Here is a 22,750-nt window from a genome sequence, read left to right on the forward strand (position 1 = left end):
GTTAGCGCCGCGTTCGTGTATGTTTTCGGATTGTAAATTGGTCGTTTAAAAGTAGCCAGTTTTGCGGGAAATCCAGCCCTAACTTCCAGTAACTAATCCCGCGTAAACCACGGTCTTTAATCAAATCGAATTTTGCTTGGATTGAGCGTCCGTCTTCGAACCAAACTTCGTGTTCATTGTTTTGGTCGTCTGTATAGAAAAAGAACGGTGCTTGTGCGGTTTCATCGTATTGAATTGGGACATTGTGGGTACGGGCAAGGTCGATTGCTTGCTGCGGGCTAATGGCGCGGGCATACTCACCTCCTGGTTCGAATGGCAGTGTCCAGTCATAGCCGTATAAATTTTGCCCGAGCATAATTTTTTGTGCTGGCATTTCTGTTAATGCGTAGTCGACGACTTCGCTCACTGGACCAATCGGCGATACAGCCATTGCCGGCCCACCGGAATAGCCCCATTCGTACGTCATGAGCACGACGAAATCGACAATGTCGCCATGAGCGCGGTAGTCGTGGGCTTCGTACCATTGTCCGACTTGCTCGGCACTCGTTTTTGGTGCGAGCGCGGTGGAAACGAGCAGGCCAGCGGGGTGCAGGCGATCAACCGCTTTTCGTAAAAACTGATTATAATTTTCGCGCTCCTCAGGGGGGAGGAATTCGAAATCGAAATGAACATCAGTGAAATGTCCAACGCGAGCGACTTCTGCTAAAATCGCATCGAGCAATGCGTCTTGCTTTGTCTCGTCAGAGAGAATCGCTTTCCCAAGCTCACCACTAAACGCTCCTTCTTCTAAGTTGGTCACAACCATCATTAGTGATGTGCCATGCGCGCTCGCGATTGCGGGCAAATTGTCGAGAGGAACGAGTGTCAATGTGCCGTCGGCGTTCATGTGGTAACTAAAAGGCGCTAAATAAGTGAGAAAGGGACTCGCTTCTTGGGCTGCGGCTTGTAAGTGCGGGCTCACGACGCCTGCCATCGGCTCTAGGTAGGCATTGGTTTCAATTTCTATTTTTTCCGCTGCTGGCAAGTGGAGTCGGGTACCGACTGGGGGTGGCGTAGCGAGACTCAGTTGATTGAGTGCCGCGATGGCGCTTGCGCTTAGATGATAACGTCTCGCGATGGTTCCCCATGTATCACCTGGTTCCACCCAGTAAAAGCGTCCGGTGACCGGGATGACGAGCGTTTGTCCAACGACGAGCGCGTCATTTTCATCTATTTGATTGGCTGTTGTGATGGCAGGAATGGTCGTGTCATACGCTCCAGCAATGCCAGAGAGTGTTTCTCCTGTTTGGATGACGTGCAGTTGCATACTTTGTCACCTCCTAACCCGGAATACAGAAATCAGAAGCCGGAGGTCGGATTTCAAACCGACTTTGGATCTCTCGTATCTTATGCACCATGGCCTAGTTGGGTGCGATTCGAGAATCAGATAAACATAAAAAGCGAGAAGCCGGAAATCAGTCCTTCCGGTTTCTCGCTTTTGCTAGCTCGGCCCTTACAACCGCAATTTCTTTCTCTAATGCGTCGAGTTGTTTCACTGATTGCGTCACATCGCCGCCGATCGATTCAATCTTTTCAATATCGCCTTGGAGGCGGACGAAATCACTTTTTAATTCAGCAAGTTTTTGTTCCATTGTACGAGTTCAGCCCCTTTTTAAGAACCATAGCAAAAAATGTGTCTTTTGTATAGCCGTGTAGTCGAAATGATGGTAATATACATGAAAAGAAAAAGAGGTGACGAAGATGAAAGCGCTGCTCGTGATTGATTATACGAATGATTTTATTGCTGAAGACGGCGCGTTACCTGTTGGTGAGCCGGGTCGAGCGATTGAACAAGCGATTGTATCGCGTATACGTGAGTTTGATGCAGCAAAAGCGATGATTGTGTTTGCGACTGATGTCCACGAGAAAAATGATGCAAATCACCCGGAGGCGAAGTTGTTTCCACCCCACAATATTCGTGGTACTAAGGGACGTGCGCTGTTCGGTGAAGTTGGCACACTTTATGATCAAATCAAAGACAAAAATCACGTACACTGGCTTGATAAAACACGTTATTCTGCGTTTGTTGGCACGAATTTGGATTTGTTGTTGCGTGAGAACGGGGTCACAGAAGTGCATTTGACAGGCGATGTTACTGATATTTGTGTATTACACACAGCCATTTACGCTTATTCACTTGGATATAAACTAGTCATTTACAAAGACGCGGTTGCCAGTTTTGATCCTGCCGGTCATGAATGGGCATTACGCCACTTTAAAGGTGTGCTCGGTGCAGAGATACGCTAATTTAAGGGAGAGAGTGGGGAAACTAGGATGACAACATTAACAACAGAACGTCTCGTATTAAGACCATTTTCTGAAACAGATGCCCCACTTGTAGAACGATATGCGAGCGACCCCGATGTGGCGAAAACAGCGCTCAATATCCCGCACCCTTATCCAGAAGGAGGTGCGTTAACCTTTATTCAGTCGGCACAACAGCAGGTGGAGGAAGGCAGCGCTCTCTTTTTCGCTATGACAGAAAAAGGTGTAGGTGATTGTATAGGGATTATCAGTGTCAGTTTAGCAACTGCGCATAACCGTGGGGAACTCGGTTATTAGATCGCAAAACCATACTGGAGAAAAGGATACGGGACAGAAGCAGCGCGTGCGGTGATGGTGCATTGTTTCAATGAATGTGGGCTTAATAAATGTATGGCGGTTGCTTTTCTTCATAACCCAGCTTCATGGCGGATCATGGAAAAAATCGGGATGAAAGAAGAGGGGATATTGCGGCAGGACATTAAGAAAAATGGTGTGTACATGGATGCAAAATATTACGGTTTGTTGCGAGATGAGTTCCAAGAAATGACGTCATCATTGTTGTAATTTGTTTGGACTGACATACAGAAGGGTGGAGGAGATGAGATGACGACGACATTAACAACAGCACGTCTCATACTACGACCGCTTGCTGAAACAGACGCAGCACGTGTGGAACGATATGTGAGTGATCCGGATATTGCGAAAATGACGTTGAATATCCCCCATCCGTATCCAGAAGGAGAAGCATTAACCTTTATTCGGTCTGTACAACTGCGGGTAGAAGAAGGCAATAATGTTGTGTTTGCGATCACGGAACAAGGAATAGATGATTGTATTGGTGCAATGAGTGTTCGGATCGAGCCCGCCCACAACCGTGGGGAACTTGGTTATTGGATCGGTAAGTCACACTGGGGGAAAGGGTATGCGACAGAAGCGGCGCGTGCGATGTTGGCGTATTGTTTCAACGAATTGAAGCTTCATAAATGCATGGCGCGAGCATTTGCTCATAACCCCGCTTCGTGGCGTGTCATGGAGAAGATCGGATTGAAAGAAGAAGGTCTGATGCGGCAACACTTTATGAGAGATGGGATGTACATCGACTCGAAATGTTATGGGTTACTGAGGGAGGAGTATTTGCAAGGTTCGTAACACAAGTACCACCAGCCATTGGCGTTGTTGTCAGCGCTGATGGCTGGTTATCCTTAAAAAATTTGAGTGTCCCCGCGCATCTTTAATGAAAGCGCTGTCATATAAAGGCACATCATGTTACAATGACAGTGCAGTAACGAAAGGGTCTTTAAGGGTGGGCGGTACTCCCTATCGAAAGGGGGTGTCGCAAGATGACGATATTTGAGGCGTTTATGCTTATGGTAGCATTTGGCGGTTTGATTGTATCGATCATCAGCTTGTCGCAAAAGAAAGATAGCGATAACAACAAGTAACCACCCTTAAGCATGCCACGCGGTAGGGTGGTTATCAGTACCTTATCAATCGGCCGTCCCTCTTAAAGGGAACCCTGTTACTGAAAGCCGTGAGTGTTTCTCAAGCACTCGCGGTTGTTTTTAGTGTATGCTTTTACTTAATTTAAGTATACACGTGCCGTACGAGAGCCGTCAAGTCGACTTTCGCAAATCCGCAAACACCTTATCCATTTGCGCTCGATCATAGTCTAATAACCAGTGATTGAAGTTCTTATACAGAGAGCGAAGATTTTCTTTTTCAGCCGCGATCATGTCGCAACCACGATCATCATAAAGGTGGAAAATCATTTGCTTCGTGACGTTGACCACATATACTTCACAGCCACTGTAACGATCTCTTTTTAAAAGTGTAGAGTGGTGGCGGAAGTCTTCATGTAGAATGGCTTTTAACAATGCTGCAGCGCGAAGGTGCTTTGTTTGACAGGCAAGTACAAACCACGGGTACGTTCCTTCACCGTCATCAGCTGGGATTGGTACCCGTGTACACAGTAGTGACGAGCAAGATGTCATCTTCTGGTTGAAAAACATGTTGAAACAACGTGTTCGCTCGCTTGAATGCTTCGTTTATATACAATTCCTGTTGCGTACGGAAACAGATTGCAGGCGACCCAATCTCGAACCGCAAGCTTGGCGTCCAGTTATAAAATAACGGTGGACGCAAGATAAGATCAGGAAAATGAATTGCCAAGAAAGACTGTAGCTGCATCGCGCTTAACTTCTTTGCAAAATCCGCGCTACATATTGCGACCAACGTTCAAGTCGATTGAACGTCGCATCTTCATTTAATGCGGTAATCGAAATCCACCGTCCAGAGAGTTGATCGGTTTCTTTAATGGAGATGATCGCATCTTTTACGACGTCGATCACCGTTAAAATGCCGATATGAACCCGACCGACATCGGTGTCGTCATCGTTAATCAAACCGATTGTATCTACGTTCTCCATCATATCGCGCTCAATATACAGTTCTTCTTGCAGTTCACGCATCATGTTTTCTGTAATGAGGTCAGAAAATGTGTTGGCGCTGCCTGTATTCATGTGACCACCAAAACCAATCGAAAACTTGTTATGGAGCCGTGCCTCGCCACCTTTTTGTAGTCGTTCATACAAATAAACTTGTGAGCCACGACGGATGACAACATAAGGAATTGGTTGTTTGTACGCTTCGTTTTCTTCGGCATCACCGCGGCGCATCTCGTCGAAATAGGTGCTTAATGCTGCCATAATTGGTTCAATTTGTGCTTGGTTGCTTGTGACTCCTTGGAAAGTGAGTGTTTCTTCTTGAAAAATATTTTTACGCGGGGCAACAACAATTTGTTCATCCATCTTGTTCATCGCACAGGTGCCTCCTTCTCTGGAAAAACAAAGTCTTCATCGCGCAACGGCTCAACCGTTGCTTTTTTGTACCCGTTGCCTTTCATGGAGAAGAAATCATGTGATTTTGTTTTCGTATCTAAACCATTCAATACAATTGGGTTAATTTCTTCTTCCTCAAAATGAGCGTCAAATCCGAGGTTCATTAATGCCTTGTTGGCATTGTAGCGAATAAACTTTTTCACATCGGCAGATAAGCCAACCGGGTCATAAAGTTCCTCTGTATAAGTGAGTTCATTTTCATAAAGCTCTTCTAAAAACGCAATCGCTTTATCGTACCAGGTACGTTGTACTTCTGGCGTTTGTTTGTTGTAAACTTCTTGGGCGAGCAGGCCAACGTACACACCATGAATCGCTTCATCACGCAAAATGAGGTTGATAATCTCACCACTTTGCATCAACTTCCCTTGCCCGTAAAAATAAAGTGGATAATAAAAACCGCTGTAAAACAAGAAGCTCTCTAAGTAGACAGATGCAACCAATGCAAAAAAGAGAGAATGGTCGTCACCAGGTGTGATCGCTTTATATTTTGAAACGATCCGGTCTGCTTTAAACTGCAAACGTTTATTTTGTTTGACCCATTCAAACACATCGTGGATTTCTTCTGTTGCTGCTAAGGTCATAAAAATATTCGAGTATGACTTCGCATGAACCGCATTCTCCATCATCGCCATAAAATTTAGTACCGCTTTACGTTGATGTCCGTTAATGTGTTCGGCAATAATTGGCATTCCTGTATTGCCTTGTTCTGTATCAAGTAAAGTTAAGCCGCCCAAAACTTTCATGTACGTATCTTTTTCGGCGGGAGATAAATACTTCCATGTGAGTAGGTCGCCGTTTAAAGAAACTTCTTCAGGAAGCCAAAATTGTTTCACATTTTGATTATAGAACATTTGCGTAAAATCATCTTCGTGTTGTGACCAATTGGCTGCATCGTATATATGTGCCATCACGTGCTCGTCTCCTTCTGCATCGGCGGAAGCTCGGTGCTCCCGCCTCATAGTTATTTAAACGACACAGCTTAAGCATGTGTCTTGTCCAGTGTCCTTCGTGCGGGCGTAGTAAATCGTTTTAATGCCACGATGGTGGGCATATAAGTCAATGCGATTTAAATCGCGAGTCGTCATCGTGTCTTTTAAGAACAACGTAAAACTAATACCTTGGTCGACATGTTGTTGAATCGTCGCCACCATATCAACGACTTTAAACATGTCCATGTCGTACGCCTCTTTGAACAAGAACCATGTTTTCTCAGATAGCCCCGGCATCGGGTAGTACGTCTTTGAGTTGCCATATGTGCGCTCTTCAATCCGCTCCATAATTGGCATGACACTAGCGGTGGCCGATTGTACGTAAGAGATGGAACCTGTTGGGGCAATGGCAAGACGGTAGCTATGATACAGGCCATGTTTGGCAACGAAGTCTTTTAGGTCGCGCCAATCTTCTTTTGTCGGTACATGCATGCCTTCAAATAGTGCCGCAATGCGTGCGGATGTGGGTGCGAAATCCTCGGTTAAATAGCGCTCAAAATACGTGCCATCGGCATATGTGCTTTCTTCGTAGCCGTAGTATGTGGTACCTTCGTCCCGCGCCATTTCGGCAGAGCGCTCGAGCGAGTAGAAGTTCATCATCATAAAAAAGGTGTTGGCGAAGTCGCGCGCATCTTCACTTTCATATGCGATTTGCTCGCTTGCAAGGTATCCATGTAAGTTCATGGCGCCAAGCCCGATGGAGCGCATTAATTTATTCGCGCGCCGAACCGCGGGGGCATTCGTGATGTTTGTCGACTCAGAGACACGGGTTAATGCGTCTGTCGCTAGTCGCACCGTTTGTCGTAATGATTTGTTGTGCATGACGTTCATCATGTTAATGGAGCCAAGATTACAAGAAATGTCTAAACCGATGTCATCGGGCTCGTTGTAATCGGTGTAGGTCGATACTTGTGAGGCCTGTAAAATTTCTGAACAAAGGTTGGAAAATTTCACATGGCTAATATGATTATTCGCATGAACACGATTGACATTGTCGGCAAACACGATATATGGATAGCCTGATTCTGAACGTAGTAAAGCGAGCTTTTGCATGAGACGGCGGGCGTTTGTTTTCTCTTTTCGAACGCGTGGATCTTCTACCAATATGTCATACATCTCATCGAAGTTCATTTCGTCTAAGTGCTGGCCATACGCTTTGTATACCGTATGTGGATAGAATAGATAAGCATCCTTATCTTCACGGGCCAGTTCAATGAATTTGTCAGGGATGACAACGCCAATGGATAGCGTTTTGACACGCACGTCTTCATCAGCAGAAATTTTTCGTGTATCGAGAAAGTCGTGAATGTCCGCATGGAAAATATTCAAATAAGCGGCACCTGATCCTTGACGCTGTCCCATTTGGTCGGCATAACGAAAAGCATTGTCAAGCAGCTTCATCACGCCGACAACCCCTTTTGTTGCGTTCTCCACGTCTTTAATCGCTTCTCCTTTTGCCCGTAACTTCGATAAATTGAGCGAGACACCGCCACCGAGTTTAGACAGTTGCATGGAAATATCAACGGCACGGCTAATATCATTGAGTGAATCGCCTACTTCAAGTAGGAAGCAAGAGACGAGTTCACCACGCCTTTTTCTTCCGGCATTTAAAAAAGTCGGTGTTGCCGGCTGGAATTCTTGCGCAATCATTGCGGAAACGAGCGCTTTGGCATGGTTAATATCGCCATCAGCAAAGAAAAGCGCAACAATGGCGATGCGGTCTTCATAGCGTTCTAAAATTTTCTGTCCGTCGTTTGTTTTTAGTGCATAATCATTGTAAAACTTGAACGCACTCATAAAAGAAGGAAAACGGAATTTCTTTTCATAGGCGATGTTCATCACTTCTTTTATCTCTGCCATCGAATACTTTTCGAGCAGCTCTGACTCGTAGTAGTCATGCTTGATCAAGTAATCGATTTTCTCCTCTAAATCGTGGAAGAACACGGTGTTTTGGTTAATATGGTCAACAAAATAACTATGTACAGCTTGTTTGTCTTTTTCGAACTGATAAGCACCATCTGCTTTAATCATCAGTTCATTATTAAGCTGTACCCACTTTGGTACTTGATTTTGTGACAAGGGCTTCAACCTCCTGTGAGAAAATGGCCACATCATTTGGTGTGCCACTTAGTTCAAATTTATGCAAGACAGGCACATGATACATTTGACTGATCGTGTCCGCGCTTTTCGCAAAGCGATTACCCCAAATGCGGTTTCCGCTTGCGGCGACGCCACGAAGGAAATGATGATTGTTTTTGAGAAAGTGGCGGACCTCAAGTGGAATATCACCAAAGCCGGTTGTATACGTAATGAGTATAAAAGGCTTGTCCACTTGTAGGGTGGACTGCAGTGGTTGGCAGTCTAAAAAGGAAAGCTTGTCCACGAATCGGCGCACATTCCCCGTTTTTGAAGCGAAGATCATCTTCATGAGTATCACAGCCCTTTCGTCATGTCTACACTACATATAGTACCACAAAAGCGCAACGGGGTCTATATATTGATTTTATCCCCAACCTGTGCACAAATGCATTAAATACTGCATGTGGTGCGACATGAGACTTGTGGATAAGTATTTATCCTCTTTTTTCGACAGATGATTTTCCATTTTAATGTAAATATGGATAAATATTTATCGTGGATAGCCTGTTTGTTTACATCTACGCATGTTTACGTTACGATGAGTAGCGTGAAGTGAGTGAGGTGGAAAGTAATGAAGAAACCTTTTTTTTCAGTGTTGCTCGTTGTGCGCAATGAGGAACGTGATATCGAAGGGTTATTGACACAATTGTTAAAGCAACAAAGTGAGCAGTTTTTGATGGAGTTAATTGTTATTGACGGCATGTCAACCGATCAAACGAAAGCGATCGTCATGCGTTATCAAGCGACATATCCGCAGATTAAATTACTTGAAAATCCACGACAAACATTGCCTGCAGGATGGAATATCGGGATTCGTGCAGCGCAAGGCGATTACATTTTGCGGATTGATGGTCATACGGCCATCCCTGATGACTTCCTTTTACGCTACACAAAGACGATCGAAGCGCATCCCGAAGCAGATGTTGTCGGTGGTGTGATTGATTCAAAAGGGCGCGGCTTCCAAGGGGAAATCAATGCGTATGTGTACGCTCATCCATTTGGTGTTGGCAACTCAAAGTTTCGGACATTAAAAAATACTTCATGGGAAGGGTATGTCGATACTGTTCCTTATGGTGCTTATAAACGTGAGATTTTTGCTGAAGTCGGTTTTTTTAATGAGACATTAAAACGAAATGAAGACATTGAATTTCATAAACGAATGAAAGATGCGGGAAAGCGATTTTTTTTATCGACAACGATCACTTCTACTTATTTTGTGCGACCAACGTTACGGACATTAATTAAAAAGTCTTTAGGGGACGGGAAATGGACGGTCATCGCGAATAAGCGGACACCAGGTGCTTCAGGTGTCAGGCAAAAGGCACCGCTTGTCGCATTTGTGCTTGGGTTGTTGTTCACGATTTTATCATTTTTTCATTTATATCTATTCGCGGCGTTTCTGCTGATGGTGTCACTATACGTTGGCGTCAATGCTTACGCTAGTGTTGGGATTGCACGTAAAAAAGGATGGCGCGCTTTGTTCCCGTGCATGGTGACCTTTTTTTGTTTACATTTCTTCCGAGGATGGGGTTCATTTTCGGCGTATTTTAGCCGTGATTACTGGCGGTTGTGAGTAGAGGATGTTGTGTCCTTTCTTGTCTCGGAATGTCAAAAAGGTGCTAAAAATTAATGGAAATTCTCCCATAGGGAAGATTTTTTTCATTGACTATGTTAAAATGTGCTGAAGATAAAACTATGAAACTAGGAGTCATGCATATGCCAAATATGATCCCAAACAAAATGATCCGCGGTGTGACGATGTTCATTGACCTTGTGCTCATTTTTCTTGCATACGGTTTGGCGTTCACGCTGCTACGTGATCAGATGGATCCACGCAACATGGAAGCATTCAGCTCCGTGGTGCCATGGATTTTACTGATCAGTATATTATTTTTAGGTATTTACGAATTAGATCGCCTCGTACAACATGATTTTTGGGACATTGTCAGGAAGTTGGCCATTGCCCTTACGCTTATTATGTTGCTTACGATGACAGCTTCGTTCTTTTTTCGTGAATTTGCATTACCGCGCTCATTATTACTTGTGGCGCATACGAATGCTTTTTTCTTGTTACTTGGTTGGAAATGGTTGTATACAAAGTATAGCCAATTTACCCGTGAAGGTCGTGTCATGTTCATCGGGACTGAAGAAGAATTTGACCGTATGGAAAGAAGCCTATCCACCTTTCTGTCTAAAAATAGTTACGTACGTTGGTACGATAAAAATGAATCACTTGCCGCCTTGCAGGCACATGTCATGCAATATGATGTCATCTTTCTTGGCTCAGGAATTGAAGAAGCGAAAAAAGAACGGCTCATGTTTTGTGCGATGAAAAATGAAAAACTCGTTTATGTCGTGCCGAAAGTGAATGATATGTTGCTAATGAATACGTCAGTGACGACGGTCGATGATACGATGGTCATGCAAGTAAAGCCGTTTACGTTAACACTTTTCCAAGCTGGCTTAAAGCGAATGATTGACGTAGCTGTTTCCTTCGTGTTATTGCTTTTCACTTTGCCGGTGACGGTGATTTGTGCGATTGCGATCAAGTGCGGAGATGGTGGACCAATCTTTTTTAAACAAGAGCGGCTCGGGAAAAACCATCGTCCATTTCATATATTAAAATTTCGTTCCATGGTCATTGATGCAGAAGCGAAGACGGGACCAACGCTTGCGACAACGAATGACGCTCGGATCACGAAAATGGGTAAATTTATTCGTAAAACGCGGATTGACGAATTACCACAACTAATAAATGTGTTAAAAGGTGATATGTCTTTAGTCGGTCCACGACCGGAACGTGCTTTCTTTGCGACACAGTTTCAACGGCAAAACAAATGGTTTAACTACCGCCATGCTGTCAAACCGGGCATTACTGGTTACGCACAAGTGATGGGTAAATATACGACGAGCGTCGATAAAAAATTAACGTTTGACCTACACTACATTCGTAATTACTCACTTTGGCTTGATTTCATTATTTTGATGCAAACGATCTTGGTTGTCATTAATAAAGCGAAATCAGAAGGAGCAGAGCTACCAAAGACAAAAAGCAGTCAGCAGATGCCTTATGTTGCACGTAAGACACAGTAGAAGTTAGTATAAAGTTGCCCCACAAATGATTATGGTTGTGGGGTTCGCTGTTTGATTGTAAGGAGATGGATCCATGCTGAAACGATTAAAACGAATCAATGCGGTTCAAATGCTGACGCGCTTTGTTTTTTGGCTAGTTGCAAAGTTGCCAGTGAATGAGCGATTAGTCATGTTCGAAAGTTATTCGGGTAAGCAATATAGTTGCAATCCCCGGGCAATTTATGAATATATGCGCGAGCAGAAGATGGATTATACACTGATTTGGAGTGTGAAAAAGCAACACGAACGTTTATTTGAGGAGAATGGGGTTCGTTATGTGCGAAGGTTGAGTTTGCAGTGGTTTTTGCTCATGGCACGAGCGAAGTTTTGGGTGATAAATAGCCGTATGCCAAATTGGGTCCCAAAACCAGTTCATACGGTGTACGTGCAAACATGGCACGGGACGCCCTTAAAAAAACTTGTCGCTGACATGACAGATGTCAAAATGCCAGGCGTCACAAAACAAGCGTATGTAAAGCATTTTCATGCGGAGTCAAGCCATTGGGATTACTTGATCTCACCCAACCGTTATTCAAGCGATATTTTTCGGAGGGCGTTTCAATTTAAAAAAGAGATGCTTGAGACAGGGTATCCACGTAACGATGTTTTAACGACGAAAAGCCATCCTGACGCCATTGCGGCGTTAAAGAAAAAGTTTGCCATCTCAACAGACAAGAAAGTGTTTTTATATGCCCCAACATGGCGTGATGATGAACATGCTGGACCAGGTGCCTATACATTTCAGTTGCAAATAGATTTAGACACTTTTAGGGAAACATATGGCGCCCGCGCAGTGTTGCTCGTCAAACTTCATTCGTTTATAAGTGAGAAACTGGATCTTTCGTCCTATAATGATTGTGTAAAGGATGTTTCTACCTATTACGATATTAATGAGCTTTATTTGGTTTCAGACATGCTCATTACCGATTACTCGTCTGTGTTTTTCGATTACGCGAATTTAGGACGGCCGATCATATTTTTTACGTATGACTTAGAGCGTTATCGTGATGAAGTACGGGGATTTTATTTTTCTTTGGAAGAAGAAGCGCCGGGACCGATTGTGCGGACAACAGAAGCATTGCTTGCTGCGATTGGTCGGTTTGAGGAAGAAGGATTAGGATTATACGAGGACGCGTATACGCGCTTTCAAGAGAAGTTTTGTGCGCTAGAAGATGGGCAAGCGACAAAGCGCGTCGTCGAGCGCGTGTTTCCATATAAAGGAGCCGAGTAGTAATGACAACGGAGCAAAAGTTAGCGACGACGTGGTTTGATACAGCGAAAGTTCGCACGTTGCGTGCGCAATCACAAGCATATAGTACAAAAGAAGACTTATGGTCATGGTATGTGCTGCGGCGGTTATCTATCTTTGTCACCATCGTATTTTTGAAATGCCGCTTAACACCGAATGCCGTTAGTTGGCTCAGTGCTTTTTTCGTTGTTGCATCAGGGGTTTGGGTAATGCAAGCCACACCGCTCAGTTTTGTGATTGCCTTTTTTTGTTATAACATCGGCTATTTATTCGACTGTGTAGATGGTGAAATGGCACGTTTGACGGGAAAAACGTCCAGAAAAGGTTATTTTATCGATTTGCTTATTCAAGGAGCTACGTTGCCTGTTTATTTATCGATTTTGCTTGCGATCTTAACGATGGCCGATCGTTTACAATTGTCATCGTCTGAATCCGTCATAGTTTACGGTGTCGTTACGTGTATCATTATGGCATTATTCATTCCAATCTCTTACCAATTAACACATGCCACACATGCTGACCAGCGCGATCCAGTTAATCAAATTCGGACGAAGGCGTTATTATGGCAATTTGTTGGTGTGTTGCTCGGTCTCCCTGGTTTTTTTGTCACTAGCGCTCTTTTGTCAGTGAGTGTAGGAATGTTGTTGACAGGCTGGTATTTGGTGGGATTTTTATTGTTGATGGTATGTAAAGTAGGAGCACGTTTTGTCGTGACTTTGCGTACGTTTCAATGAGGGAAGTGTTTGATAATTGTACTATAATGAGGCTGTGTCGTTATGTAAAGACTATGTAAAGATGAAGATTTATGTTATAATAGGAAAATGACTGTCGAGGGAAATTCAATGGCGCGTAGCGTGTTGTATATAAACATAAATGAACGTTGAAGACAGACGAAGCACGGCTGTAGAATACGAGTATGAAAATGACAACGAATTTATTTGATAAAAATCATAAGAGAGGAGAAACACGCGATGAAAAAAGTGATTACGTACGGTACATTTGATTTATTACATTGGGGTCATATTAATTTATTGAAACGAGCAAAAGATTTAGGCGACTATTTAGTTGTTGCCATTTCATCGGATGAGTTTAATGATTTAAAGGGGAAGAAGTCTTTCCATAGCTTTGAAAACCGAAAAATGATTCTGGAAGCGATTCGGTATGTGGATGAAGTGATTGCAGAGGATAATTGGGAACAAAAAGTTGAAGATGTGAAGAAACATGATATTGATGTATTTGTGATGGGAGACGATTGGGAAGGAAAGTTCGATTTCCTCAAAGAACACTGTGAGGTTGTGTATTTACCGCGAACAGCGGGCATTTCAACGACGAAGATTAAAGAAGGATTAAGTGCTGTGAATCAATGAACTAAATAAAAGTGCGTATTGTTTTAGAGGCAAGCGAGTCGAAAGGGGTGAATCGTAGCATCAATGGTTAAATTTAGTGTCATTGTGACAGTATACAATAAGCAAGACTACATTGAACGGTGTTTAATTTCTTATGCAAAACAAGACTATAAGCATAAACAGCTAATCATTGTTGATAATGGATCAACAGATGATAGCTTACGTATCATAAAAGAGACAATACAAACGCATGAGATACACGATGTAGCGTTAGTTACGTGCGACGTTTCTAAGAATGTAAGTGTATCGCGCAATGCCGGTTTAGAGAAGGTCACTGGAGATTGGTGTCTCTTCTTAGACGGTGATGATTATATTCAGGAACATGCACTTCGTTTATGGGGTGTACTTGCTGAGATGACCGATTCACCTATTATGATGAGCCGCATGCAAAAATCACATAATGTTAAGCCTTTAGAGGAATTGAATTTACGCACAAGTCGATGGACAGCTGAAAACTTAGTAAAGGCAATGAAACGACACTCTGTTGCAGGGGTGCTGTACCGAAAAGATTTTATAGACTGCTTCGAACTCAGTTTTAAGGAATCACGCCATTATTATGCTGATGATGGGTTTACAATAGATGCATTAAAAGTAGCTTCACAAGTATCCTATATCAATCTTCCCCTCTACATCAAAGGGGAATGTTACGACCCAATTCAGCAACCATCATTAAATATAGAACCATTTTCCAATAAGATTGAGGAGTGGCTTCGCTTTTTCAAGCAGGTGATGGAAGATGGATGTTTGGAAAAAAATGGCTGGCTACGCACTGAACTAGAAGAATGGTTTTTAAAAGTATATTTCCAGGAACTTGCTGATTACCGAAACCATGTATTATTTAAACAATACTTTACGCAAATTCAATCTGGTTTAGCGTTAGTGCGTGAGGACACGATTCGTAAGAGAGGCTGGCTGGGGCGAAAACAGATTGCGACACACCTCAAAGGGAGTCAAGCATCAGCATGCAAATGGATCGATCGACGATTGAACGCGAATCAATGGCGCAATGGCTTTAAAAGCCGCACAAAATTATATCAGCAAATTTCAAGGGTATGGTTTCACCGACGTCCGCTTAAGAAAAAGCGCGTGTTGTTTGAAAGCTTTGGTGGTAAGACGTATGCTTGTAACCCGCGTTATATTTATGAGGAACTGCAAAAAAACGATGATTCGTACGAATGTATTTGGGCATTCAATCAGCCAAAGGATAAGGACATCCCAGGAAAGCATCGAAAAGTAAAGCGACTAAGTTTAAAGTATTATTACTACGCAGCGACATCTCAATATTGGGTGATGAACGCGCGAAAAGAGAAGACATTAGATAAGCGTGCGGATACGATCTATGTGCAAACTTGGCATGGGACGCCATTAAAACGTTTGGCAGCAGATATGAAGGAAGTGAAAATGCCTGGAACGTCAACAACGGCGTATAAGCGAAACTTTTACGAGGAAACGCAGAGTTGGGATTATTTGATCTCTCCAAATATGTACTCCTCGAAGATTTTTCGACGGGCCTTTAACTTTACAAAAGAGATGCTAGATATTGGGTATCCGCGTAATGATTTGTTTTATGATCCTGCTAAGACAGACATGAGCAATATCCAACGATTGAAACAGCGTTTAAACATTCCCTCAAATAAAAAAGTGGTCCTTTATGCACCGACTTGGCGAGATGATGAGTTTTATGCTAGAGGTCGATATAAATTTGAAGTGAAATTGGATCTTCGAGAAATGCAGGCACGTTTTGCAGATGAGTATGTGGTGTTGTTACGGATGCATTATTTAATTGCCGACAATCTAGATGTAGATGGGTTAGAGGGATTTGTCTATAATGTTTCTGATTATGACGATATTGCGGAGTTATATTTGATCTCGGATGTTTTAATTACAGATTACTCCTCTGTCTTTTTCGATTATGCCAATTTAAAGCGTCCGATTGTTTTTTATACGTATGACCTTGATAAATATCGCGATGACTTGAGGGGATTTTATATTGACTTTGCCGCTGAGGCACCAGGGCCATTACTAGAGACATCCGAGCAAGTGATGGATGCTTTAGAAAACATTGAGTCGGTTTCGGCCGAATTCGAACAAAAAAGAGATGACTTTTATAACCAATACTGCCATCTGGACAATGGACAAGCATCTCGTCATGTGGTTGAACGCGTATTTAAAAAGTAAGTAGCAGGTGCCAGAGCAGGCAATCTTTTTTGTACTGCTCACGCACCATCATTGTAAGACGGATGGGATCCAACCAACCTTTTATAAAAAACAGAGAAGAGGGTCATGATGCGAAATCTGTTGGAGAAACTGAGGCTTAAAAATAAGGACGAAAGTACTGAAGAGGAATACTTTTCTAAGATTGATTACAATGTGGTAAACGAGGATGCATTGAACACAAAAACGGCGGTAACAGTAATCGTGCCTGTATATAACGCCGAGAAATATTTGTCACAGACGATTGATTCTGTTGTCGTGCAACATATTGGTTTTCAAAACGTAACACTTATTCTAGTAGATGATGCATCAACCGATCGTTCAAAACAGATTATGAGAGAGTACGCTCAGCTTTACCCGAATATCGTTGCCATTTTCTTAGAAGAAAATACAGGAACACCCGCATTTCCGCGAAACTTAGGTATCTACTTAGCAAACTCCTCTTATGTGCTGTTTTTAGACGCGGATGATTGGCTTTCTCGTCAAGGATTAAAGACCTTGTACGATTTAATGGAAAAAACGGGTGTGAACTATGCGGCTGGAAAAACAATGAAAGTAGAAAGTAAACGTCAAAAGATTGTTGCGCCTTATACATCGTGCGCGGACAGAGAAGGCGTGTCGCCTTTTTCTATCAGACATATGTTTTATCACTTGGGACCGCCTTCACGTATGGTTAAATTAGATTTGTTGCGACAACATAAGATTTTTTTCCCAGAGATGAAATTTGCTGAGGACAAACAATTTTTTATTGATGTCCTTTCTGTTGCGGGAAAAATTTCGACAACAACAAAGACCATTTATTATGTGAATAGGCGAGAAGACAATGTTTCGCTAACAACGAAAACAAATGTGCTGGAGAAGATGGACACAAACTTAACTGTATTACGTCATGTGCTTGACAAAAACTTACCAGTCGAACAAGAGAAAATGATTGTAAACCGGTTAATCGAGTTTGACTGTATTGCGCGCTTATTTGACCGTAAGCATTTTATCAAGAGCAAAAATAAATCTGCATATTACAGCAAACTTAAAAAAGCTATAAAAATTTTCAAAGGCTATCGCCGAAGTTATGAACTAGAAGATATTCTGATAAAGCCATTGGCCCAAGCGTACTTTCGTCTCTTCATGCAAAAAGAGTATGATCAATTAGTTGAGCTAGCAAAATGGTCGAAAAGCAATGAAGAAGCGACTTTCATGATGAAAGATGGCACGCTTTATTGTAAGACCTCGTTAGAAAATACAGCTTTTTCATGGTTAAAAGTACTTCTTCATGTTGAAACTAAGGATGTGTCAATGCATGGCGGAAATATCCACATTTCTTTAGATCCAGAAAAGAGTGTTGCTAAAGGGCTTGAGACGATTCAATTTGCAAGTCGCGCTGCCCCCGATACTGTTTATCTGGACGGAGAATGCGTAAGTGACAACAAAGGTTTGCAGATGATACTCAAGAAAGAAAAGATAGAACTTCTCCCAGAAGGTGGATATGTGATGTATGCCATATACAATGGGTATGAGAAGACGATGTTAAAGAAGGTCGATGAAAAGAAGGTTGAGTGGATTGCTAACGGCAAAAAATATCAATTTTATCAGACCATCAATGGAAATCTATCCTTAAAAATCATTGCAGAAAAATGATGGTGACAAGGGGCTCTAGTGTATGAATAAAAAGATAAAGAAAGCGATCATCCCAGCTGCTGGGCTTGGAACAAGGTTTTTGCCAGCGACAAAAGCAATGCCGAAAGAAATGTTACCGATTGTTGATAAGCCGACGATTCAATACATTGTCGAAGAGGCTGTGCATTCAGGAATTGAAGACATTATTATTGTGACAGGAAAAGGAAAGCGTGCGATTGAAGACCATTTTGATCATGCGCATGAGTTAGAACAAAATTTAGCTCAGAAAGAAAAATACGAGTTGCTTGAAGCTGTGCAGGAGGCGGGGAAAGTTGATATCCATTATATCCGTCAAAAAGAACCTAAGGGTTTAGGACATGCAGTTTGGTGTGCGCGGAAATTTATCGGAAATGAACCATTCGCTGTCTTGCTTGGAGATGATATTGTTCGGCATGAAAATCCATGCTTACAACAGTTAATTGAGCAATATGAGCAGAAACATGCGAGCATTATTGGTGTGCAACAAGTGCCGCATGAAGAAACAAATCGGTACGGCATTATTGATCCAAAAGTGCAAGAGGGTCGTCTTTACGGTGTCAATCGCTTTGTTGAGAAACCAAAAGTAGCAGAAGCACCATCAAATTTGGCGATTCTCGGTCGCTATATTCTGACTCCGGAGATCTTTCACTTCCTTGATAAGCAAGAAACGGGTGCTGGTGGCGAGATTCAACTGACGGATGCGATCAGTGCGTTAAATGAGACGCAAGATGTCTATGCATATGATTTCGAAGGACAGCGCTATGATGTGGGTGAGAAGATCGGATTTGTGTTAACGACGCTCGCATTTGCGCTGGAGCGAGAAGACTTGAAACCAGCATTGCTGAAGAAGATGAAACAGTATGTGGAACTAGAAGAGATGTTGAAGAATTAAAATCAACAAGAGCTATGAGGAATCCTCATAGCTCTTGTTGATGATGATTTATAAGGAAAGAATCTATGATCGTAACAACAGTGTTTTGACATTGATGGAACCTGGTGGCGCACCTAAGCATCCACCAGTTAGTCTCAATCTAACTTTAAGATAGAGGGTGTGTGATGACCAAACAATAAATAGATCATTTTATTGTAGCGGGATCAATAAAACCGTAGCCTTTTTCACGTAATCCAGTAACAATATCTTTAAGCGCATCAGAAGTCCACTTTAAATCATGCATAAGTAAGTTTGCTCCGGGCTGCAGGTGTTTACTATTGACCATGTAATCTGTAATGGCCTCTGGTGTATCGTAGCCCTCTTTCCAATCACGTCCATATGTCCAATTCATTAACGTCATACCTTCTTCTTCAGCTACTTTCTGTGCATGCTCGGTGTGTTTACCATAAGGAGCACGGAAGAAGCGTGGACGCTTCCCAATGATGTCTTCAACTAAATTGTTTAATGATAAAATGTTCCCAGTTTGGTCTTCTTCTCGTAGTGGCTCTAATTTTACATGTGTCATCGTATGGTTACCAATTTCAAACCCAAGGTCAGCGACTGTTTTGAGTGTTTGTCTTCCTTCTTTGGTATGAAGATAAGTGCCATTTACAAAGAAAATCGCAGGGACATCCAGTTCTTTTAGTGTCTTTGCCATTTCAAGGACATTATTTTGGTCTGGATCATTGAAGCGAAAAGGGTCGTCAAATGTTAATAAGACGGCTTTCTCATCAGCTTCTATGCCTGAGCCTGCAATTGGCTCGAGCACATAACTGTTGTCTGGATTTACTTCATATAATATTTTTGCGCTTTTTTCATTGGATACGAGCTTTTTTTGCTCTACGGGCGCTTTCGGCTGTGGAGCTGTAGGTTTAGTGGAGTCAGAACCGGAATCGCTCTGGGCTTGATTACAACCGATAAGGAAGCTTAGACAGGTCAAAATAATAAATATCTTTTTCAAGAAAATTCCTCCTAAAATGTGTGGACATTTTGTTGTTTAGTGTCGAAGTTCCACTAATTGTATTGTAGATGTTTTGGAGGAGAAGGGCAAGTAATTTCATAGACAAATATTATTTTCACTTAGCAACAGAAAGTACTTACTTTAAATTAGTAGGCGAGATTTATCTTACACGAGAGAACGATTACTAGAATCTCGGTATTTGTCTTTCTGGTTCAAATTCAGGATGCCCTTTCAAAACTGAAAACAAATTTGTTTTGGTACCAACTTAAACAACCAGACGGATCTATTTTGTGCATACTTTCAACTCATGAGCTGAAAAGCTTGTATTGCAGTGAGGTGTGTCTTTTTCTAGGAGAGCCTGTCAATAATGTAGGTTGACAGCACTATTAAAATGATGTAAGATTAATTGTGTCGCTGACACAGGTATTAAGTTATTTATGTGAAACAGCGTCCTATTTTAAATTTTAAAGGAGAGATTTCATTATGATGAAAAGGATTAAGAGATTTTCGGTTATTTCGGTGTTAACACTAGCTTTGTCAGCATCTCTAGTTCCTGATACTGCTGAGGCGTCTACAGGACCATGGATTAGTGCTCCTGGAGCAGGCTCAGGTTGTAAGGTAAGATTGTGGACAGATGCTACTACATACACGAAAAGAGCAACAACTATAGATTTTACGGTTGAGCAAAATGGGAAATGCGGAGAAGTGACTTACTGGGGTGCTTTTGAACATGACGGAAAGCGTGGTGGAAAGTATTACGGGTATGTAAAGGGTTCTTTTAAGAAAAAGACTCCAGTTAAGAAAATTAAGATAAGCGCACTTGGAGTGAGTGGTAAGGCAACTGGTATTGTAAGTGTTGGGGTGAATAAAAAAGGCAAGGGCCAGGTAGCTTGGCTTAACTCTGATCGCCTTACGATTTACAGATAAAATATGATGAAGAGCTGTCCCAAAAGTCATATGATTTTTGAGAAGGTTTTTCTTTTTTCCAAGCACAAATCACGGATATCTTTTTTTCAGGTCGTCCAGCCACTGATAAGGTCCTTATTAAACAAAATGAAGGAACCTTCACATTTCATGAACTGCACCCCAAATCTTAGACACAGTCTAAAGTTTGGAGGTGCTTTTTCATTGACTAGATTTACAAGTGGTGACAAGGTACTTAAACGAGGGGCTGTCCCAAAAGCCCCATGAAAAACAAACTCACTGATTGACGCTTTTGACGTCTGATCAGTGAGTTTTTGTTTTTATTGTCAGGAATTTTCTTGGAGAGACGGTTCCGCGCCGCTATTTTCCTTAAATTATGTGCGAGGGCGACAAGCCCGAGCTCGATGTGTACCTTTTCTTTGCCTCGGGGATAAAGTCTTCGGAAGACGAGGTTTTGTTTGACATGACCAAATACACTCTCCACATCTGTTTTTCTTTTTTGGTAGAGTGTTCGTCCATCTTCTGTGTTCAATTTTCGATGTTGCTTCGCTTTTAGTTCCTCGTACACGGGATTATAATGAATCTGCCGGTTTCCGCGCGCTTTCGTGCACGCACTTTTGAACGGACATTCTGTGCATGACTCACACTCATAGATCTTAAAGTCTCGTGTATAGCCGTATGTATCGGTTCGTCTCGCGTACCGTTGGAACATTACTTTCCGTTTGTTTGGACACCAATACACATCATTATATTCATCGTACGTCCAGTTATATGGATGGAACTGCTTCTTCGCAAAAGAACGCTTTTGTTCTTGACGGAACGTATTTAAAGGAATTAATGTGTCAAAGGGCTCGTCTTCCATCGCTACATAATTGGATTCGCTGCCATAACCAGCATCGGCGATGAGTGTTTCAGGGAGTGGAAGACCGCTTTCTTTCAACGCTTCGACATGCGGAAGAAGACACCTTGTATCCGTAGGATTCGGGTGTACTGTGTAAAAAAGAATAAATTGATCTTGTGTGCCAACTTGCCAGTTGTATCCCGCTTTTTATTGTCCGTTCCTCATGTGATCATCTTTCATACGCATAAATGTAGCGTCAGTATCGGTCTTGGAAATAACTATTGCGTCCATCAAATAAGCGAAAAGATGTTTCATACTTTTTTAAACGTGGCAATGCATCTGTTTTCATCTTTCAATGAAGTTTTCGAAGTGGTTTGATTGCTTGCTTTTGTTCTTTCTTTTTTTCTTTGTTTGTCGTTTTTTCAAGTTGTTGTTCTTTTGTAGAGAGTTCCTTTTCTGTAGACTCGACCACGCGTTGAAGTGCTGCGCTGGATATCTGTTTTGTATCTTTCTCGTCATATTGTTGGATTTGAGTGTGATCAAGTTCAACGTGTTTTTCAATTTCTTCAATCATCTTGTGGATCTTCACCTGAAGTTTTTCTTCATAACTTTGCACACTCTTTTTCCAGACAAACGTATATTTATTGGCATTCTCTTCGATTTTCGTTCCATCGAGAAAGTAAGTCGACCCATCTACATAACCTTCGGTGATGAGTAGCTGTGTAAGTTTCGAAAACAATGTATGAATAAGTGGTTTCAATCTTTCAGAGCGAAATCGGTTGATTGTCCGGTAATCCGGAGTCTGCATAGCAGCTAGCCACATCATCGGCAGTTGCTCTGTCAGTGATTTCGCAATGTCACGGCAGGAGAACCACTTTTGCGTGTAACCATACAAAACAATCTTTGTCATCATTTTTGGGTGGTACGCCGGGCGTCCCCCTCCTCTATACACTTCATAAAAAAGTTGATCATCCAGTTGGTTGACCATATCGTTTATCACACGGGCAATATGATTTTCTGGGATAAGATCTGAGAAATCCATAGGAAGATTCAGTTGATTTATGTTATACTGTTGGAAAGTAGCCTTTTGGTTGCTCAAAAAAATCGCCT

Annotated in this window: 19 protein-coding genes and 3 pseudogenes; 13 read left to right on the forward strand and 9 right to left on the reverse strand. The window is 42.3% G+C overall.

Translation table 11 applies throughout. From position 1 onward, the window contains the following. Position 1: 1 nt before the first annotated feature. Together BLT29_RS02670 and BLT29_RS13250 are read right to left on the reverse strand one after the other, a co-directional pair. Positions 2 to 1,306: a glycoside hydrolase family 18 protein gene (locus tag BLT29_RS02670; RefSeq protein WP_090774778.1), complete on the reverse strand. Its 1,305-nt coding sequence runs from the start codon at positions 1,304 to 1,306 to the stop codon at positions 2 to 4. Positions 1,307 to 1,454: 148 nt separating this feature from the next. Next, on the reverse strand, positions 1,455 to 1,631 hold the full coding sequence (locus BLT29_RS13250) for an SE1832 family protein (protein ID WP_176763766.1): 177 nt from the start codon (positions 1,629 to 1,631) through the stop codon (positions 1,455 to 1,457). A 109-nt stretch (positions 1,632 to 1,740) separates the two neighbouring features. Here BLT29_RS13250 and BLT29_RS02675 point away from each other — a divergent pair, with 109 nt between their 5' ends. From BLT29_RS02675 to BLT29_RS13540, 4 genes and pseudogenes are all read left to right on the forward strand, one after another. Then, entirely contained in the window at positions 1,741 to 2,286 is a 546-nt protein-coding gene (locus BLT29_RS02675; RefSeq protein WP_090774779.1) for a cysteine hydrolase family protein, read from the forward strand. A gap of 27 nt (positions 2,287 to 2,313) precedes the next feature. Beyond that, a pseudogene (locus tag BLT29_RS02680) lies at positions 2,314 to 2,868 on the forward strand (GNAT family N-acetyltransferase). 39 nt (positions 2,869 to 2,907) lie between these two features. Continuing rightward, entirely contained in the window at positions 2,908 to 3,453 is a 546-nt protein-coding gene (locus BLT29_RS02685) for a GNAT family N-acetyltransferase (RefSeq protein WP_090774780.1), read from the forward strand. A gap of 191 nt (positions 3,454 to 3,644) precedes the next feature. Next, a complete protein-coding gene (locus BLT29_RS13540; RefSeq protein WP_245701008.1) occupies positions 3,645 to 3,746 on the forward strand; it encodes a putative holin-like toxin in 102 nt (33 codons plus the stop codon). 171 nt (positions 3,747 to 3,917) lie between these two features. Here BLT29_RS13540 and BLT29_RS02690 read toward each other — a convergent pair. The 5 genes and pseudogenes from BLT29_RS02690 to nrdI all read right to left on the reverse strand — a co-directional run bounded on the left by BLT29_RS02690 (position 3,918) and on the right by nrdI (position 8,618). Next, a pseudogene (locus BLT29_RS02690) lies at positions 3,918 to 4,491 on the reverse strand (DUF3885 domain-containing protein). Between the two features lie 5 nt (positions 4,492 to 4,496). Then, positions 4,497 to 5,120, reverse strand: a complete 624-nt coding sequence (locus BLT29_RS02695; protein ID WP_090774782.1) for a hypothetical protein — start codon at positions 5,118 to 5,120, stop codon at positions 4,497 to 4,499. After that, positions 5,117 to 6,109, reverse strand: a complete 993-nt coding sequence (gene nrdF / locus BLT29_RS02700) for a class 1b ribonucleoside-diphosphate reductase subunit beta (RefSeq protein ID WP_090774783.1) — start codon at positions 6,107 to 6,109, stop codon at positions 5,117 to 5,119. The genes BLT29_RS02695 and nrdF overlap by 4 nt, the downstream gene beginning before the upstream one ends. A 57-nt stretch (positions 6,110 to 6,166) precedes the next feature. After that, positions 6,167 to 8,269: a class 1b ribonucleoside-diphosphate reductase subunit alpha gene (gene nrdE, locus BLT29_RS02705; protein ID WP_090774784.1), complete on the reverse strand. Its 2,103-nt coding sequence runs from the start codon at positions 8,267 to 8,269 to the stop codon at positions 6,167 to 6,169. Further along, positions 8,232 to 8,618 (reverse strand): class Ib ribonucleoside-diphosphate reductase assembly flavoprotein NrdI, encoded by a 387-nt coding sequence (gene nrdI, locus BLT29_RS02710; protein ID WP_090774785.1) that lies wholly within the window; start codon positions 8,616 to 8,618, stop codon positions 8,232 to 8,234. The genes nrdE and nrdI overlap by 38 nt, the downstream gene beginning before the upstream one ends. A 282-nt stretch (positions 8,619 to 8,900) precedes the next feature. Here nrdI and BLT29_RS02715 point away from each other — a divergent pair, with 282 nt between their 5' ends. From BLT29_RS02715 to galU, 8 genes are all read left to right on the forward strand, one after another. Beyond that, positions 8,901 to 9,902, forward strand: coding sequence for a glycosyltransferase family 2 protein (locus BLT29_RS02715; RefSeq protein WP_090774786.1), 1,002 nt, complete (start codon positions 8,901 to 8,903; stop codon positions 9,900 to 9,902). Between the two features lie 143 nt (positions 9,903 to 10,045). Next, the gene (locus BLT29_RS02720) at positions 10,046 to 11,422 is read left to right on the forward strand and encodes a sugar transferase (RefSeq protein ID WP_245701010.1); all 1,377 of its coding nucleotides are present in this window, start codon (positions 10,046 to 10,048) and stop codon (positions 11,420 to 11,422) included. Between the two features lie 73 nt (positions 11,423 to 11,495). Continuing rightward, the gene (locus BLT29_RS02725) at positions 11,496 to 12,692 is read left to right on the forward strand and encodes a CDP-glycerol glycerophosphotransferase family protein (protein ID WP_090774787.1); all 1,197 of its coding nucleotides are present in this window, start codon (positions 11,496 to 11,498) and stop codon (positions 12,690 to 12,692) included. 2 nt (positions 12,693 to 12,694) lie between these two features. After that, a complete protein-coding gene (locus tag BLT29_RS02730) occupies positions 12,695 to 13,444 on the forward strand; it encodes a CDP-alcohol phosphatidyltransferase family protein (RefSeq protein ID WP_090774788.1) in 750 nt (249 codons plus the stop codon). Positions 13,445 to 13,681: 237 nt separating this feature from the next. Then, entirely contained in the window at positions 13,682 to 14,077 is a 396-nt protein-coding gene (gene tagD, locus BLT29_RS02735; protein WP_090774789.1) for a glycerol-3-phosphate cytidylyltransferase, read from the forward strand. A gap of 63 nt (positions 14,078 to 14,140) precedes the next feature. Continuing rightward, complete coding sequence (locus BLT29_RS02740) at positions 14,141 to 16,294, forward strand: bifunctional glycosyltransferase/CDP-glycerol:glycerophosphate glycerophosphotransferase (RefSeq protein WP_090774790.1); 2,154 nt, start codon at positions 14,141 to 14,143, stop codon at positions 16,292 to 16,294. Between the two features lie 108 nt (positions 16,295 to 16,402). Beyond that, positions 16,403 to 17,965: a glycosyltransferase family 2 protein gene (locus BLT29_RS02745; RefSeq protein WP_176763767.1), complete on the forward strand. Its 1,563-nt coding sequence runs from the start codon at positions 16,403 to 16,405 to the stop codon at positions 17,963 to 17,965. A 22-nt stretch (positions 17,966 to 17,987) separates the two neighbouring features. Further along, the gene (gene galU / locus BLT29_RS02750; RefSeq protein ID WP_090774792.1) at positions 17,988 to 18,875 is read left to right on the forward strand and encodes a UTP--glucose-1-phosphate uridylyltransferase GalU; all 888 of its coding nucleotides are present in this window, start codon (positions 17,988 to 17,990) and stop codon (positions 18,873 to 18,875) included. A 184-nt stretch (positions 18,876 to 19,059) separates the two neighbouring features. On the opposite strand, the gene BLT29_RS02755 is transcribed toward galU, so the two are convergent. Beyond that, complete coding sequence (locus tag BLT29_RS02755; RefSeq protein ID WP_090774793.1) at positions 19,060 to 19,875, reverse strand: polysaccharide deacetylase family protein; 816 nt, start codon at positions 19,873 to 19,875, stop codon at positions 19,060 to 19,062. Between the two features lie 483 nt (positions 19,876 to 20,358). Here BLT29_RS02755 and yqgA point away from each other — a divergent pair, with 483 nt between their 5' ends. After that, positions 20,359 to 20,802 carry a cell wall-binding protein YqgA gene (gene yqgA / locus BLT29_RS02760; protein WP_090774794.1) on the forward strand — a complete coding sequence of 148 codons (444 nt, stop codon included), beginning with the start codon at positions 20,359 to 20,361 and terminating at the stop codon, positions 20,800 to 20,802. 198 nt (positions 20,803 to 21,000) lie between these two features. Here the strand turns inward: yqgA and BLT29_RS02765 are convergent. Continuing rightward, positions 21,001 to 22,739, reverse strand: a pseudogene (locus BLT29_RS02765) (IS1182 family transposase). Positions 22,740 to 22,750: the final 11 nt, after the last annotated feature.

It is taken from the genome of Shouchella lonarensis (assembly GCF_900096965.1).
GTDB lineage: Bacteria > Bacillota > Bacilli > Bacillales > Bacillaceae_D > Shouchella > Shouchella lonarensis.